This window comes from Streptomyces sp. NPDC002088, assembly GCF_040296605.1.
GTDB lineage: Bacteria > Actinomycetota > Actinomycetes > Streptomycetales > Streptomycetaceae > Streptomyces.
Window position 1 is genome coordinate 122,568 of record NZ_JBEOXO010000019.1, and the last position, 14,748, is coordinate 137,315.

The 14,748-nt window shown below is 70.8% G+C and carries 13 protein-coding genes; 8 read left to right on the forward strand and 5 right to left on the reverse strand.

Annotated features, from left to right (window positions below; translation table 11 throughout):
- Positions 1-6: 6 nt before the first annotated feature.
- Positions 7-789, reverse strand: coding sequence for an SDR family NAD(P)-dependent oxidoreductase (locus ABT114_RS33425; protein ID WP_351146655.1), 783 nt, complete (start codon positions 787-789; stop codon positions 7-9).
- Positions 786-2,105: an acyl-CoA dehydrogenase family protein gene (locus tag ABT114_RS33430; protein WP_351146656.1), complete on the reverse strand. Its 1,320-nt coding sequence runs from the start codon at positions 2,103-2,105 to the stop codon at positions 786-788. The genes ABT114_RS33425 and ABT114_RS33430 overlap by 4 nt, the downstream gene beginning before the upstream one ends.
- A 164-nt stretch (positions 2,106-2,269) precedes the next feature.
- Here ABT114_RS33430 and ABT114_RS33435 point away from each other — a divergent pair, with 164 nt between their 5' ends.
- The 7 genes from ABT114_RS33435 to ABT114_RS33465 all read left to right on the forward strand — a co-directional run bounded on the left by ABT114_RS33435 (position 2,270) and on the right by ABT114_RS33465 (position 9,834).
- Positions 2,270-3,034 carry a crotonase/enoyl-CoA hydratase family protein gene (locus ABT114_RS33435; RefSeq protein WP_351146657.1) on the forward strand — a complete coding sequence of 255 codons (765 nt, stop codon included), beginning with the start codon at positions 2,270-2,272 and terminating at the stop codon, positions 3,032-3,034.
- A 189-nt stretch (positions 3,035-3,223) separates the two neighbouring features.
- Positions 3,224-4,423, forward strand: coding sequence for a cytochrome P450 (locus ABT114_RS33440; protein WP_351146658.1), 1,200 nt, complete (start codon positions 3,224-3,226; stop codon positions 4,421-4,423).
- A 32-nt stretch (positions 4,424-4,455) separates the two neighbouring features.
- Positions 4,456-4,917 carry a VOC family protein gene (locus ABT114_RS33445; protein ID WP_351146659.1) on the forward strand — a complete coding sequence of 154 codons (462 nt, stop codon included), beginning with the start codon at positions 4,456-4,458 and terminating at the stop codon, positions 4,915-4,917.
- 186 nt (positions 4,918-5,103) lie between these two features.
- Positions 5,104-6,270, forward strand: a complete 1,167-nt coding sequence (locus ABT114_RS33450; protein WP_351146660.1) for an acyl-CoA dehydrogenase family protein — start codon at positions 5,104-5,106, stop codon at positions 6,268-6,270.
- 52 nt (positions 6,271-6,322) lie between these two features.
- Complete coding sequence (locus ABT114_RS33455) at positions 6,323-7,552, forward strand: acyl-CoA dehydrogenase family protein (protein WP_351146661.1); 1,230 nt, start codon at positions 6,323-6,325, stop codon at positions 7,550-7,552.
- Complete coding sequence (locus ABT114_RS33460; RefSeq protein WP_351146662.1) at positions 7,549-8,532, forward strand: NADPH:quinone oxidoreductase family protein; 984 nt, start codon at positions 7,549-7,551, stop codon at positions 8,530-8,532. The genes ABT114_RS33455 and ABT114_RS33460 overlap by 4 nt, the downstream gene beginning before the upstream one ends.
- 36 nt (positions 8,533-8,568) lie before the next feature.
- On the forward strand, positions 8,569-9,834 hold the full coding sequence (locus tag ABT114_RS33465; protein WP_351146663.1) for an FAS1-like dehydratase domain-containing protein: 1,266 nt from the start codon (positions 8,569-8,571) through the stop codon (positions 9,832-9,834).
- 21 nt (positions 9,835-9,855) lie between these two features.
- On the opposite strand, the gene ABT114_RS33470 is transcribed toward ABT114_RS33465, so the two are convergent.
- From ABT114_RS33470 to ABT114_RS33480, 3 genes are all read right to left on the reverse strand, one after another.
- Entirely contained in the window at positions 9,856-11,352 is a 1,497-nt protein-coding gene (locus ABT114_RS33470; protein ID WP_351146664.1) for a FadR/GntR family transcriptional regulator, read from the reverse strand.
- Positions 11,353-11,479: 127 nt separating this feature from the next.
- A complete protein-coding gene (locus ABT114_RS33475; protein ID WP_351146665.1) occupies positions 11,480-12,250 on the reverse strand; it encodes an SDR family NAD(P)-dependent oxidoreductase in 771 nt (256 codons plus the stop codon).
- A 26-nt stretch (positions 12,251-12,276) separates the two neighbouring features.
- Positions 12,277-13,362 (reverse strand): acyl-CoA dehydrogenase family protein, encoded by a 1,086-nt coding sequence (locus ABT114_RS33480; protein WP_351146666.1) that lies wholly within the window; start codon positions 13,360-13,362, stop codon positions 12,277-12,279.
- A 180-nt stretch (positions 13,363-13,542) separates the two neighbouring features.
- Here ABT114_RS33480 and ABT114_RS33485 point away from each other — a divergent pair, with 180 nt between their 5' ends.
- The gene (locus ABT114_RS33485) at positions 13,543-14,742 is read left to right on the forward strand and encodes an acyl-CoA dehydrogenase family protein (RefSeq protein ID WP_351146667.1); all 1,200 of its coding nucleotides are present in this window, start codon (positions 13,543-13,545) and stop codon (positions 14,740-14,742) included.
- Positions 14,743-14,748 lie beyond the last annotated feature (6 nt).

The following is a 14,748-nucleotide window of genomic DNA, read 5'->3' on the forward strand; positions in this document are numbered from 1 at the left end:
GGCGGATCAGTACAGTCCGCCGTCGACGCGGATCAACGCCCCCGTGGTGTAACTGGACGCGTCGCTCGCGAGATACAGGGCCGTACTGACGATCTCCTCGGGGTTGCCGGGACGGCCCAGCGCGCTGCGCGTGTTCGTGCGGGTCTCCGGCGCCCACGACTTCGACAGGTCCGTGAGAAACGGCCCGGCCGAGATGGTGTTGACCCGCACCGTAGGCCCGTATTCCAGGGCGAAGACGGTGGTGAGGGTGTTCAGCGCCGCCTTGGCGCCGGCGTAGGGCCCGAACCGGGGCTGCGGCAGCAGCGCCCCGGACGAGGAGACGTTGATGATGGAGCCGCCGTCGCCGTCGGTCATCCGCCGGCCGACGAGCGACGCGAGCCGGAAGGGACCCTTGAAGTTGACCCCGATCACCTTGTCGAAGAGCTCCTCGCTCGTCTCGGCCGAGGATGGGGCCAGCGGTGACATACCGGCGTTGTTGACCAGGATGTCGATGTGGCCGAACGCGTCGTACGCGGTGTCGACGAGCCGGTCCAGATCGTCCCAGTGGCCGACGTGGGCCGCCACGGGCAGTGCCCGCCGGCCCAGGTCGCGTACCTCCTTGGCGGCCGCCTCGCAGGCGTCCAGCTTGCGGCTGGTGATGACGATATCGGCGCCCGCGGCGGCGAAGGACCGCACCATCTCCAGGCCCAGGCCCCGGCTGCCGCCGGTGACGAGGGCGACCTTGCCGCTCAGGTCGAACAGCTGAGCCGGTGGAACCGGTGACGTGGGGTGCTGCCCGGACGCGGTCATGCGTTCACCTGTCCCTTGAGGCTGTCGTCGCCGATGATGTGCGCGTACCGCTTCCGCGCGGCCTCCAGCTTCGGGGGAATGTGCTCGCTGGGGAACAGCCCGTCGGCCGGCCGGTACTGCTTGAGCATCTGCTTGGCGACCGTGGTGCGGTGCACCTCGGTCGGGCCGTCGGCGAGGGCCAGGTTCGGCGCGGCCATCCACCACTTCGCGAGCGGGAGTTCGTTGGTGGTGCCCAGCGAGCCGTGCAGATGCAGCGCCCGCTGGATGACGTCGTGCAGCACCTTGGCCATCGCGACCTTGCACATGGCGATCCGGGTGCGGGCCGCGCCGTGCGGCTGGGTGTCGATGATCCAGGCCGTGTTCAGGACGAGCAGCCGGAACTGCTCCAGCTCGATCCAGGAGTCCGCGATGAACTGCTGCACGGCCTGCTTGTCGGCGAGCAGGGTGCCCTGCGTACGACGCGACAGCGCGCGCTCACACATCATGTCGAAGGCGCGGGCGCACTTGCCGACCGTCCGCATGGCGTGGTGCACCCGGCCGCCGCCGAGCCGGGCCTGGGCGACCTTGAACCCCTCGCCGGGGCCCCCGAGCATGGCGTCGAGCGGGACCCGGACCCGGTGGTAGCGGATGTAGCCGTGGATCCCCTCGTCGAGCGCGTCCCGCTCGTCCATCGTGCCGACATTGCGCTTGATCTCGATGCCGGGCGTCTCGGCCGGCACGATGAACATCGACATGCGCTGGTGCGGGGCCGCCTCGGGGTCGGTGACGGCCATGACGATGAGGAAGGCCGCGTACCGGGCGTTGGAGGAGAACCACTTCTCCCCGTCGATGACCCACTCCTCACCCTCGCGCCAGGCGCGGCACACGAACTCCTTGGGATCGGCGCCCGCCTGAGGCTCCGTCATCGAAAACGTGGAGACGATGTCGCCGTCGAGCAGCGGCTGCAGATAACGGGCCTTCTGTTCCGTGGTGCCGAACATGGCGAGGATCTCCGCGTTCCCCGTGTCGGGGGCGGCGGTGCCGAACACCGTGGGCGCCCAGTAGGAGCGGCCCAGGATCTCGTTGAGGTAGGCGAGCTTCACCTGGCCGTAGCCGGGCCCGCCGAGCTCCGGGCCGAGATGGCAGGCCCACAGGCCCTGCTCGCGGACCTTCTCCTGCAGGGGCTTGAGGATCGCCCGTGCCTTCTCGTTGGCCGTGTCGTACGGGTCGCCGCCGTGCGGAAACAGCAGGTCCAGTGGCTCGACCTCCGCCCGCACAAAGGCTGCCGCCCAGTCCAACTTGGCCTGGAAGTCGGGTTCGATCGAGAAATCCAGCATCGGCCCTCCGGGTGAGACGTCGCGAGAATCCAAAAGATCAGTGTCAGGAATTTATCCCGACTCTCCTGTGTAGTCCACAGTCAGGCGCTCAGAAAGCCTTTTAAGGCTACTGTTTAAGAGAGAGCGGGTGTCGTCGAGTACACCCGGGCCGAACAGGAGGAAGCGTGTCGGAAGAGGTTCTTGTCGAGCGCCGCGGCGCCGTCCAGGTCATCACGATCAACCGTCCCCAGGTGAAGAACGCGATCGACGGTGCCGTGGCGAGGGGGGTCGCCGCCGCGGTCGACGAGCTGGACGCGTCGGACGAGTTGAGGGTCGGGGTCCTCACAGGGGCAGGGGGGACCTTCAGCGCCGGTATGGACATGAAGGCGTGGCTGCGCGGCGAGAGCCCGCGGATCGAGGGGCGCGGGCTGTGCGGCATCACGAAGACACCGCCGCGCAAACCACTCGTCGCGGCCGTGGAGGGCTGGGCGCTGGCCGGCGGATTCGAGCTGCTGCTCGCCTGCGACCTTGTCGTCGCGGCCCGCACGGCTCGCTTCGGAGTACCGGAGGTGAAGCGGTCGCTGGTGGCGGCCGGGGGTGCGGCGCTGCTGCTGCCGCGCCGTGTGCCCTACGCCGTCGCGCTCGAACTCCTGCTGACCGGTGAGCCGTTCGGGGCCGAGCGGGCGGCCGGCGTGGGCTTGGTCAACCGGCTCACCGACGAGGGCGACGCCCTGGACGGCGCGCTCCGGCTCGCCGAGGCGATCGCCGCGAACGGGCCCCTCGCCGTGGCGGCGACCAAGCGGATCGCACGCGCCACCGTGGACTGGACGTGGGAGGAGGGGTGGCGGGAACAGGAGGCGATCACCGACCCGGTGTTCGCCTCCGACGATGCGAAGGAGGGTGCCACCGCGTTCGCCGAGAAGCGGTCGCCGGTCTGGAGGGGGCGCTGAGAAGCGGGCGCCGGTCCGCAGGGGCGCTGAGCCCGCGCCGCGTTCCTCGCCGCGCGGGCATTGCCGCCGTCTCAAGGCCGGTGGCATGGTGAGGACAACCTCAAAAGAGGGCTCTCAATTTTCTATGTAGAGGTATGTCGGCAGAGAGGCTGCCTGCCCGCGTGCAGGTCACCCTGGAGAGGAACCGAGATGAGTACCACGCTCGAGCCAGAGGGCACCCACAAGGGTGTGCCCACGTACCACTTCGACAACAGGGAAGACGGTCCGGTCCTCAGCCATCAGGAGCGGTGGGACGCGTTCGCGGGGGCGCACTCCGGATTCAGGAGCAACATTTCGCAAGGCTTCTGGGTGGTGACGGACGGCGAGGAGGTCCAGCAGGCACTGCAGGACTGGCAGACGTTCTCCAGCACGTCCGTCACGGCTCTGGACCCGGATCCCACGTTCCTGTGGATCCCCGAGATGCTGGACCCGCCGCAGCACACCGACTGGCGACGCCTCCTAGGAAGTGAGTTCTCGCCGAAGGCCATCGCCGCCCGCGAGCCGGAGATCCGGCAGGTCGCGGTCGAGCTGATCGACGATCTGAGCGGCCGTGACGGCGCCGAAGTCCTCGACGGATTCGCGCGCCGATTCCCGACGCTGATCTTCATGAGGCTGATGGGGTTGCCCGAGAAGGACCTGGACCAGTTCCTCGACTGGGTGGACTCCATATTGCACCTGTCCTTCGAGGAGGACCCGGACCACAGCCGCCAACTGTCCGCGATGCAGGCCGTGTCGGCGTACTTCGAGGAGCAGATCGCCCTCCGGCGTGCGCACCCCCGGGACGACCTGCTGTCCAGGGCCATGACCTGGGAGATCGACGGCGAGCCGATCAGTGACCGGGACATGCATGCCTTCTGCGTCCTGATGTTCCAGGCGGGCTTCGACACGGTCCCCATCGGGATCGGCTGGGCTCTGTACCACTTCGCCACGCACCCCGAGCAGCGCAGCGCGATCGTCGCCGACCCTTCGCTCATCGGGATGAGCGTGGAGGAGATCCTTCGTGTCTACTCGTTCGTCGTCCCGGCCCGCAAGGCCACCAAGGACGTCGAGGTCGGCGGCTGCCCCGTCAAGTCGGGCGAGATGGTGATGCTGCCGCTCGCCGTCAGCAACCGCGACCCCGAGCGGTACGAGAATCCGCTGGAGGTCGACCCGCACCGCTCCGCGAGCAACCACATCGCCTTCGGCTCGGGCCCGCACCGCTGCCTGGGCTCGCACCTCGCGCGCCTGGAGATGAACGTGGCGGTGCAGGAGTGGCACAAGCGCATCCCGGACTACCGGATCGCGGCCGGTCAGGACCTGGAACAGACGGGGAACCTGTACGGCATCAAGTCCCTGCGGCTGGAGTGGTGAGCGGGCGGATGGCGACGGCGACGATGGGCGCCGTGCCTCTGCTGAGGGCGGCCGATCTCTATCACACCGGGATCGTCGTGCCCGATGTGGAAGCCGCGATGGCCCGGATGAGCGAGGTCGCCGGATACCGGTGGACCAAGCCCCTGTCCCGGGAGTTGCCGATCCGGACGGCGGACGGCGAACGGGTGCTGACCCTGTGCTACGCGTACTCCCTCGATGCCCCGCACATCGAGCTCATCCAGGAGGTGCCCGGCACCCCCTGGACCGCGACCGCACACGCGGCGGCACACCATCTCGGCTATTTCTGCGACGACCTCCCGGCGACTTCGAACGGGCTCGAAGCCGCGGGTTTCGCACTGGAGGCGTGTGCGGTGACCGACGGCGACGCTCCGTCGGTCTTCGCGTACCACCTGGCACCGACAGGGGAGCGCATCGAGATCGTGGACCGGGCACTGATGCCCGATTTCCCGGCGTTGCTGCAGTCCAGGGCCTAGGTCCCGGCTGGTGGCGGGGCAACCGGAAGGACCTCCCACCATGGCCTCTTCGATCCCCACCCCCGTGAAGGCAGTGAAGGATCCGGTCGGTCAACGGGATCCTCAATTAAGTACCCTCTTTTAGTTTTTCGGGGTACGGTGTGCCGTGAGCACGGATAGATCCGCTCGCGAACGTGGAGGAGCCAGGTGACCCTCACGCACACCAAGGAGCACGACGAGCTGCGCTCGGCCTTGCGCCGCCTGCTGGCGGACAAGTCACCGAGCGCGGCGGTGCGTCGCTGGATGGAGTCCGGCGAGGGGTACGACCCCGCGCTGTGGCGCCAGTTGGCCGGGCAACTCGGCCTCATGGGGATCGCCGTCCCCGAGGAGTACGGCGGCAGCGGCGGCGGAGCAGTCGAACTGGGCGTCGTACTGGAGGAGTTGGGCAGGGCACTGCTTCCGTCCCCGTACTTCGCCACCGTAGCCCTCGCAGGCCAGGCCCTCACCGCGTCCGGTGACGCCGCGGCCAAGGCGCGGTGGCTGCCCGGTATCGCCTCGGGGGAACTGACCGCGACCGTCGCTGTCGCGGAAGGGAGCGGTTCCTGGCGCATCGAGGACGTGGCCACCACGGCCACCCGCGTCGACGGCGAGAGCTGGACGGTGTCGGGCACCAAGGTGTTCGTGGTCGACGGAGACACGGCCGGCCTGCTGCTCGTGGTCGCGGACACCGACGCGGGCCCCGGGCTGTTCGCGGTCGAGAGCGGGGTTCCCGGAGTCGCGCGGACCCCGCTCGACACACTCGATCCCACCCGCCGTCAGGCCCGGATCGACCTCGACGAAGCGCCCGCCGTGCACGTGGGGCCCGACGGGGACGCGACGGCGTACCTGCGCACCGCCCTCGACCTCGCGGCGGTCGCGCTGGCGTCCGAGCAGGTGGGCGGAGCCCAGGCGTGTCTGGACGCCGCCGTGGAGTACGCGAAGACGCGGGTGCAGTTCGAGCGTCCCATCGGCTCGTTCCAGGCCGTCAAGCACGCGTGCGCCGACATGCTCCTCGCCGTCGAGGCCGCCCGGTCGGCGGCCCACCATGCCGCGTCCGTCGCGGCCGGGGAGTCGGCCCGGGAACCGGCCAGCTCCCCGGCCGAGGAACCAGCCGAAGAGCCGGCTGAGCTGCCAGCGGCCGCCGCGCTCGCCGCCGCCTACTGCGCGGGGACGTACACCCACGCGGCCAAGCAGAACATCCAGATCCACGGCGGCATCGGCTACACGTGGGAACACGACGCACACCTGCACCTGCGCCGGGCGAAGACGTCGGAGCAACTGCTCGGCGCGCCCGCGGCGCACCGGGCACGCCTCGCCGACCTGGTGGGGATCTGAGGGGGGCCGGATGACACCGCCAACGAGGACGACCAAGACAACAACGACGACCGTGAGCGGTGAACGCGCCGTCGGGTTCGCCGGCGATGCCGAGAGCGATACCGGCAGCGCTGCCGGGACCGACGGTGAATTCCGCTCCCAGCTGCGGGAGTTCCTGCGGGCACACCATCCCGGCCGCCGCCCGAAGGGCCCCGCCGGGCGGCTCGCCTGGCAGAAGGCGTGGCTGGCCACCCTCTACGACGCCGGATACGCGGGTCCCAGCTGGCCGCGCGCCTACGGCGGCATGGAGCTGAGCTTCGCCCGGCAGGTGATCTACCAGGAGGAGTACGCGAAGGCGAGGGTCCCGGGACCACTGGGCACCGGACTCGGCATCGCCGCTCCCACCCTCATCACGTACGGGTCCGAGGAGCAGAAGGAGCGGTTCCTGCGCCCCATGCTGCGCGGCGACGCGGTGTGGGCGCAGGGGTACTCCGAGCCCGAGGCCGGCTCGGACCTGCCGGCCCTGCGCACGACGGCGCGCCGCGAGGGCGACGCGTACCTCGTCAACGGGCAGAAAGTGTGGACGAGTTCGGCGGACATCGCCGACATCCTCTTCACTCTGGTACGTACCGGCACCCCCGAGTCGCGCCAGCGCGGCATCACCTACCTGCTCATCGACGCCCAGGCGCCGGGCGTCACGGTGCGGCCGCTGCGCGACCTGACCGGGGACGCGCACTTCTGCGAGGTCTTCTTCGACGATGTCCGCGTGCCGGTGTCCGACCGGATCGGTGAGGAGAACGGCGGCTGGCCGCTCGTGCGCACCAGCCTCGGGCACGAACGCGCTGCCGGCGCGATGAACCAGGCAGCCCGCTACCGTCGGGTGCTCGACGAGCTGATCGAGCTGGCCCGCGAGCGCGGGGCGAGCACCGATCCCCGGGTCCGCGACCGGCTCGCCGACTTCGAGACGCGCGTACGCATCATGCGCTACACCGGGATGCGGACGATCTCCGACATCATGACCAAGGGCGAGCCGGGGCCCGCCTCGTCGACGGCTCGGCTGTTCATCGTCACCTTCGAGCAGGAGCTGCACGAGTTCGCCGTCGACCTGCTCGGCTCCTACGGGATGCTCGGCCGCCGCGACCCGCACGCCGTGCAGCGCGGGCGGTGGGTCTGGGGGTTCCTGCGCACCAGGGCGTCCACGATCGGCGCGGGGACGGCGGAGATCCAGCGCAACACCATCGCCGAACAGGTCCTCGGACTGCCCCGCGACCCGGCCATGCCCACCCTGGATGGCCGGCGATGAGGGCCGCGCGCTGCACCGGCTACGGGAAGCCGAGCGGCATCGAGGTCACCGAGGTCGACGACCTGGAGCCGGGCCCGGGCGAGGTCCTGGTCCGGGTGCACGCCGCTGCCGTCAACTACCCCGACGTCCTTGTCGCGGCCGACCGCTACCAGGTATCGGCCCCCCTGCCCTTCACGCCCGGCAGCGAGTTCGCCGGCGTCGTCGCCGCTCTGGGGGAGGGGGTGACCGGGCCGCCCGTCGGGTCGGCCGTGGCCGGCGCCGTGTTCACCGGGGCCTTCGCCGAGCAGGTCGTGGCCCCCGTGGCGGCACTGCGGCCGATCCCCGACGGACTCGACATGGTGCACGCGGCCGCCTTCCACGTGACGTACGGCACCGCCTACCACGCCCTGGTGACAGTGGGTGGCGCCGCCGCGGGGGAGTGGGCGGCGGTGCTCGGCGCCGCCGGTGGGGTCGGCTCGGCCACCGTCGACGTCGCCTCCCGCCTCGGGCTGCACGTCGTGGCGGCCGCGTCGAGCCCTGAGCGGCTCGCCGTCGCGCACGAGCTCGGCGCGGAGCACGGCATCGACTACGTGCGCGAGGACCTCAAGGCCCGCATCCGGGAGGTGACCGGCGGCGAAGGCGTGCACCTGGTGGTCGACCCGGTGGGCGGCGACCATGCCGAGGCGGCCTTCCGGGCCCTGCGGCGCCACGGCCGGTTCGTCACGGTCGGCTACGCCGACGGCCGCATCCCCCGTATCCCGCTCAACCTCGTCCTGCTCAAGAACGCGGTGGTGCGCGGATTCGAGGCCCGGATGATGCGCGAGGAGGCGCCGGAGGCGGTCGCGGCGGCCCAGCACGCGCTGGCCGGGATGGTCCGTGACGGGATGCGGCCCATGGTCTCCCACGTCCATGCGCTGAGCGATGTGGCCGCGGCACTCACGGCCGTCGCCGAACGCCGGACCACCGGCAAGGTCGTGCTCGACCTGACCCCGACCCGATGACCTGCTCCGACTTGACCTGACCGAGGAGAGTCCGCGATGACCACCACCACGGAACACCAACAGGCCGAGCAGTTCGGCGTGTTGACCGACGAGGCGATCGAGCGCTCCCGCCGCCGCCTGGGCATCCCGAAGCCGCAGCACAACCCCCCGCACAACTACGAGGTGAGCTCCGACGGCGTCCGTCATTTCGCCTACGGGTACGGCGACGACAACCCGCTCTACTGCGATCCCGAGTACGCGGCGCGCACCCGCTGGGGCTCCCTCATCGCTCCGCCGACGTTCCTGTACACCATGGGTGAGGACGCCGCACCGACGCCGGATCCGCGGGCCAAGGCGCTCCTGAAGGGCGATCCGTTCGCCGGGCTCGGCTCGTACCAGGCGGTCATGGAGTTCGAGTGGTGGCGGCCGCTCACCTCGGGAGACCGCTGCCGGGTGCTGCAGACCCAGGTGGGCGTGCAGGCCAAGCGCAGCAGCTTCGGCGGTCGCACCGCCCATGTCACCCAGGACTACCTGTACGCCAACGGGCAGGGTGAGATGCACGCCGTCCGCCGTGGCACCTGGATCAACGCGGAACGGCACACGTCACGCAAGCGGGCCAAAGAGAAGGTGGAGCAACAGCCCTACACAGCCGACCAGTTGGCGCGCATCGATGCGGCCTACGCGGCCGAGACCCGGCGCGGCGCCGAACCGCGCTACTGGGAGGACGTCGAGATCGGCGAGGAACTGCAGCCCCGGGTGAAGGGGCCGCTCACCGTCACGGACGTGGTCGTCTGGCATCTGGGCTGGGGCATGCAGCTCACCCCGCCCGGCGCGTTCCGTATCGCCGCGGATGTACGGCGCAAGGCCCCCGGCCTCTACCCGCCCAACCCGCTGGGCATCCCCGACACCGTGCAGCGCCTGCACTGGGAGCCGGAGCGGGCACGGGAGCTGGGCCTGCCGAACCCCTACGACTACGGCGGGATGCGCGAGACCTGGCTGTGCCACCTGCTCACCGACTGGATGGGCGACGACGGCTGGCTGTGGCAACTGCGCTGCGAACACCGCAAGTTCAACTACCTCGGCGACACCACGTGGGTGCGGGGCGAGGTCGTCGACAAGCGGCGGGCCGGCGAGCGCGCCGAGGTGCATGTCGCGGTGCGCTGCGAGAACCAGCGCGGCGAGGTCACCACCCCGGGCACGGCCGTCGTCCTGCTGCCGACCCGGGAGCGGGCGGTCGTGCTGCCCGAGCCGCCCGCGCCCGGCCTGGACGGCATGGTGACGCACGAACTGGCCCGGTTCAGCGTGGGCGATACGGCGGACTGAGCCGGCGGGCTCGCCCTGAGGTCAGTGCCACCAGGGGATGAGCGCGTCCAGGTGACGCCGCATCCGGTGCCGGGCGACACCGGAGTCCCCTGCCAGCACCGCGTCGAGGATCCGCTGGTGCACGTGGGTGACCTCGTCGGCCGCCTTGTCCCCGGGCAGCGGTTGGTTCTGGCCCGCGGCGTGCCGGCGGAACAGCTCCGTGATGATGTCGAGGAACAACGACAGGACGGGATTGCCCGCCAGAGCGGCGAGTTCGGAGTGGAAGAGGTCCGCCTTGCGCGGGTCGTCCGCGGGGCCCTCCGCCGGCCAGCGGACGGCCGCGGCAAGCCGCTCGGCCACCTCCTCGTCGCCCTCGGCGTGCCGTGCGGTCACCCGCGCGACCGCGCCGAGCTCCAGGGCGTCGCGGACGATCCGCAGATCGTCGGCGGTCGCACCCTGGTACTCCAGGAAGAGCGCCATCGTGTCGACGCTGGCCTGTGGCTCGGGTTCGGTGACGATCAGGCCGCCGCCGGGACCGCGCCGCATCCGGGCCACCGAGTGGTACTCCAGGAGCCGCACCGCCTCGCGCAGCGCGGCCCGGCTGATCTGGTAACGGGCGAGGAGGTCGGCTTCGGAGCCGAGCACCGAACCGACCTGCCAGCCCCGCGCGGCGATGTCGTCATGGATCCACGAGGCGACCACCTCGGCCAGCTTGGCCCGCGGTCCCTCGGCCATCTCCGGCTCGATCACGGTGCCCGTGATCCGCGCGCGGCGCACCCGGTGCTTCTCGATCCAGGCGGCAACCCACTCCAGGTGCGAGGTGAGCAGCGTCTGGGCGTGCGCCCCGTCACCGGAGATCACCGCTTCGACGATGGTCCGGTGTGCCTCGCGCGAGGTGGTCGCGGCGGACTGGACCTCGGCCTTGGTGATCCGCCGCGAGGTGTGCGCGTAGCGCGCGGTCAGGCGGGTGAGTACGTCGATGTAGAGCTGGAGCACCGGGTTGCCCGACAGCCGACCGAGCACGGGGTGCAGGGGATCGTGAGCCCCCTCGTGCGGCTCGTCCGGCTGGGCGAGCTCGTCGTCGAGGGTGGCGCGGAGCGTGTCGATGCCCTCCTCGGTGAGGCGCTGCGTGGCAAGTCCTGCGGCGATCGGTTCGAGGAGCTGGCGCGCGTGCAAGAGATCGGTGACGCTCGTCCCGATGTACTCCAGGTAGATCACGATGGAGCGGGTCGCCGGGCCCGCGTCGGGCGCGCACACGATCAGCCCGCCCCCCGGCCCCCGCCGCATCCGGGCCACCTGGTGGTGCTCCACCAGACGCACAGCCTCGCGCAGCACGGAGCGACTGACCCCGTAGTGCTCGCGCAGGTCCTGCTCGGAGCCGAGGGACTCGCCCACGGGCCAGCCGCGCTGCATGACGTCCGCCTCGATGCGACGGGCGATCTGCGCGGCCAGCTTGCCGACGGGGGAACCGGTCTCGCCGTCGGCGGAATCAGCCCGCCAGGCGAGGTCGGTGGCTTGGTGGTCGGCGGCGGTCGCCATGGGGTCAACTCCTCGAGTGACGTTGCGTGTCCTCAGCATACTGAGCTGGGCCGACAGCAGCGGATTCCCGGGCGTATAGGCGTACTCACCGGCTTGGTTGGGGCCACTGAATCCGTACTTTCCCCGGTCACTTCGGTGCGAAGCGCTGCCCTGCGTCAAGGCGCAGGCACTGGCCGTTGAGCATCGGGTTGTCGACGATGGCGAGCACCAGCTTGGCGTACTCCTCGGGATGGCCCAGACGCTTCGGGAACGCGGCGTCCTTCACGAGCGTGGACTTCACCTCGTCCGGGATCTTCCGTACGGCACCCGTCTCGAACAGACTCGGCGCGATCGCCATCACGCGGATGCCCAGGGAACCCAGATCGCGGGCCATCGTCAGGCACATCCCGGCGATGGCCGCCTTCGCGGCACCGTAGGCGACCTGCCCGATCTGGCCTTCGAACGCGGCGATGGACGCCGTGTTGACGATCACGCCGCGCTCGCCGGTGACGTCGGGGTCCTCGGGGGCGTTGCGGCTCATGTGCGCGGCGGCGAGACGGCTGATGTTGAAGGTGGCCACCGCGTTGAGGTCGAGGATCCGGCGGAACGTCTCCAGGTCGTGCGGGCCCTCTTTGCCGAGGGTGCGTCGGGCTGTGCCGCCGCCCGCGGTGGTGACGGCGACATGCAGTCCGCCGAGCTGGGTGACGGCGTCGGCCAGGGCCCGCTCGGTGCCCTCGAAGTCCGTCACGTCGACCGGGTGGAACGCGCCGCCGCACGCGGCCGCGACCTCGGCGCCGGCCGACTCCGGGCGGTCCAGGACGGCCACCTCGGCGCCGCGGGCCGCCAGCAGTTCGGCGCTGGCCCGGCCCATGCCGGACGCCCCGCCGAACACCACGGCCTTCTTCCCCTTGATCTCCACTGGCGTTCGTTTCCCTTCGCGCGGTCCTATGCGGGTACGGTCTCGGGCCGGATCAGCGAGCTGAGCCTGTCGCGATGGACGGCCGCGTCGCCGTAGAGCACGGCGTCGGTCTTCGCCCGGCGCAGATAGAGGTGCAGGTCGTGTTCCCAGGTGAAGCCGATCCCGCCGTGCAGTTGCAGTGCCTCACCGGCCACGTCACCGGCCGCGGCACTCGCGTACGACGCGGCGGCACACGCGGCCCGGGCGCCGTCCGGTGATCCGGCGTCGGCGGCCATCGCCGCATACGCGGTGGCAGCCCGTGTTCCGTGGATCAGCATCGCCATCGAGGCGCACTTGTGCTTGACCGCCTGGAACGAGCCGAGCGGCCGCCCGAACTGCACCCGCACCTTCATGTACGCGACGGTCATGTCGAGCAGGTGGTCCATCACACCGAGGGTGTCGGCCGAGACCAGCACCGACGCGTCGTCGAGCAGTCGCTGCACTGCGGTGGGTCCGCCGTCCAGACGCCGGTCGAGCGGGACCCGGACGCCGTCGAGCCGTACCTCGTGCGACGCCCGGGTCAGATCGAGAACGTGCTGGCGTCGGATGGCGACTCCGGGCGCGTCGCGGTCGACGAGGAACGAGGCGGGGACGCCGTCGTGCCGTGCGGTCACCAGGAGCCACCGGGCTCCTGCCGCGTCCTGCACCATGGTCTTCACGCCGTCGAGCACCGCGGTGTCGCCGTCGGTGCGCGCGGTGGCGCCGACGCCGGCGAGTGTCCAGGGCGAACGGGGCTCCGCGAAGGCCCACGACGCCCACGCCGTGCCCTCGGCCAGGGCGGGCAGCACCGCCTCCCGCAGCCGTGGCGAGCCGCCCCGTGCCAGGGCGCGGGCGACCAGCACGGTGGGCAGGAACGGTACGCGTCCGATGGATCGGCCCAACTCCTCGGCCACCAGGGCGAGTTCGACGAGACCTTGCCCGGTGCCGCCGTACTCCTCCGGCACGGCGAGCCCCGGCCACCCGAGCCCGGCCGCGAGCCGCCACAGAGCGGGGTCGCCCGGGGCGTGGTCGCGCAAGAGGTCGCGGGACGCCGCACGGAGCATCGCCTGTTCATCGCTGAGTTCGAAGTCCACGCATCACCACCCGGGTCGAGGGTCCATCGCGTCAGAGTCGACGCGGCAGAAGGAAAGTATCCTCTTTTAGACTCCAGGTCGAGCCTTGCCTCGGTGAATCCTGGGGTTGAATCGGTTGATGACTGCCTTAGAGTGACCTCATCATGGGTGGGACCCTGTACCTCAGATATGAGGAGAAGTATGCGGCTCGAGTCCACTCCGGAGCTGGAGGCGTTCCGCCTCAAGGTCCGGGCGTTCATCGCCGAACACGCCCCCGGGATCAAGGCGCACACGGGTGTCCGCGCACCCGAGGCCGAGCTCATGCCGGCGATCCGGGCCTGGACCGCCACGCTCTACGAGGCGGGCTACCTCGGTATCGACTGGCCCGCTCAGTACGGAGGACGTCCGGACGCGCGTCCCCTGGAACCGTTCATCGTGGCCGAGGAGATCGCCCGCGCCCGCACCTGGCCGCCGGTCGGCGCCGCGGCGCTCGCCTCGGCCGCGCTGATCGAGTTCGGCACCGAAGCGCAGCGGGACCGCTTCCTGCCTCGTATCCGTAGCTGCGCGGACGTGTGGTGCCAGCTGTTCAGCGAGCCGGGCGCGGGCAGTGACCTCGCGGCCCTTTCGACCCGGGCCCGGCGCGAGGGCGACGGTGACGACGTGGTGTACGTGGTCGACGGGCAGAAGGTGTGGACCACCAACGGTCAGCACGCCGACCTGGGGTACCTGCTGGCGCGCACCGACCCCGATGCCCCCCGGCACCGGGGCATCACGGCCTTCGTCCTCGACATGCGCAGCCCGGGCGTCGAGGTCCGGCCGCTGCGTGAGATCACCGGCACCACCGACTTCAATGAGGTCTTCCTCGACGGCGTCCGCATCCCCGCCGCCAACGTCATCGGGGAGGTGAACGCCGGGTGGCGGGTGGCGATGAGCAGCCTCGGGCACGAGCGCTCGGGCGTCGCCGCGCGCGGCACCGAACTGCTCGCCACGCTGGACGACCTGACGGCCCTCGCGGAGCGCACCCCGGTCGGTGCGGGCAGTGCTCTCGACGACTCCGCCACGCGGCAGACGATCGGTGAGCTGGCGACCCGGGTGCACGTCAACGCCGCGCTCGTCGCCCTCGCGCAGTCCCGGATGCTGCACGGCACCGAGCAGCCCGCCGACGCCCCGATCGGCAAGATCTTCTTCAGCGAACTCAACCATGACCTGGTCGACTTCGGCATGCGGCTGCAGGGTGCGGACGGGCTGCTCACCGAGGGCGACCCGGATGCGGTGGCGGACGGCTGGTGGGCCGACGCGTACCTCTACGCCCGCGCTTACACGATCGCCGGCGGTGCCAACGAGGTGCTGCGTACCCAGATCGCGGAGCGAGGACTCGGGCTGCCCCGGGAGCCGCGCTGAGTGCCC

Bases quoted from the DNA above. Each gene is read 5' to 3' on its own strand.
- ABT114_RS33470 (WP_351146664.1), bottom strand. From the start codon at position 11,352: ATGGCGACCGCCGCCGACCACCAAGCCACCGACCTCGCCTGGCGGGCT.
- ABT114_RS33425 (WP_351146655.1), bottom strand. From the start codon at position 789: ATGACCGCGTCCGGGCAGCACCCCACGTCACCGGTTCCACCGGCTCAG.
- ABT114_RS33440 (WP_351146658.1), top strand. From the start codon at position 3,224: ATGAGTACCACGCTCGAGCCAGAGGGCACCCACAAGGGTGTGCCCACG.
- ABT114_RS33465 (WP_351146663.1), top strand. From the start codon at position 8,569: ATGACCACCACCACGGAACACCAACAGGCCGAGCAGTTCGGCGTGTTG.
- ABT114_RS33485 (WP_351146667.1), top strand. From the start codon at position 13,543: ATGCGGCTCGAGTCCACTCCGGAGCTGGAGGCGTTCCGCCTCAAGGTC.
- ABT114_RS33430 (WP_351146656.1), bottom strand. From the start codon at position 2,105: ATGCTGGATTTCTCGATCGAACCCGACTTCCAGGCCAAGTTGGACTGG.
- ABT114_RS33460 (WP_351146662.1), top strand. From the start codon at position 7,549: ATGAGGGCCGCGCGCTGCACCGGCTACGGGAAGCCGAGCGGCATCGAG.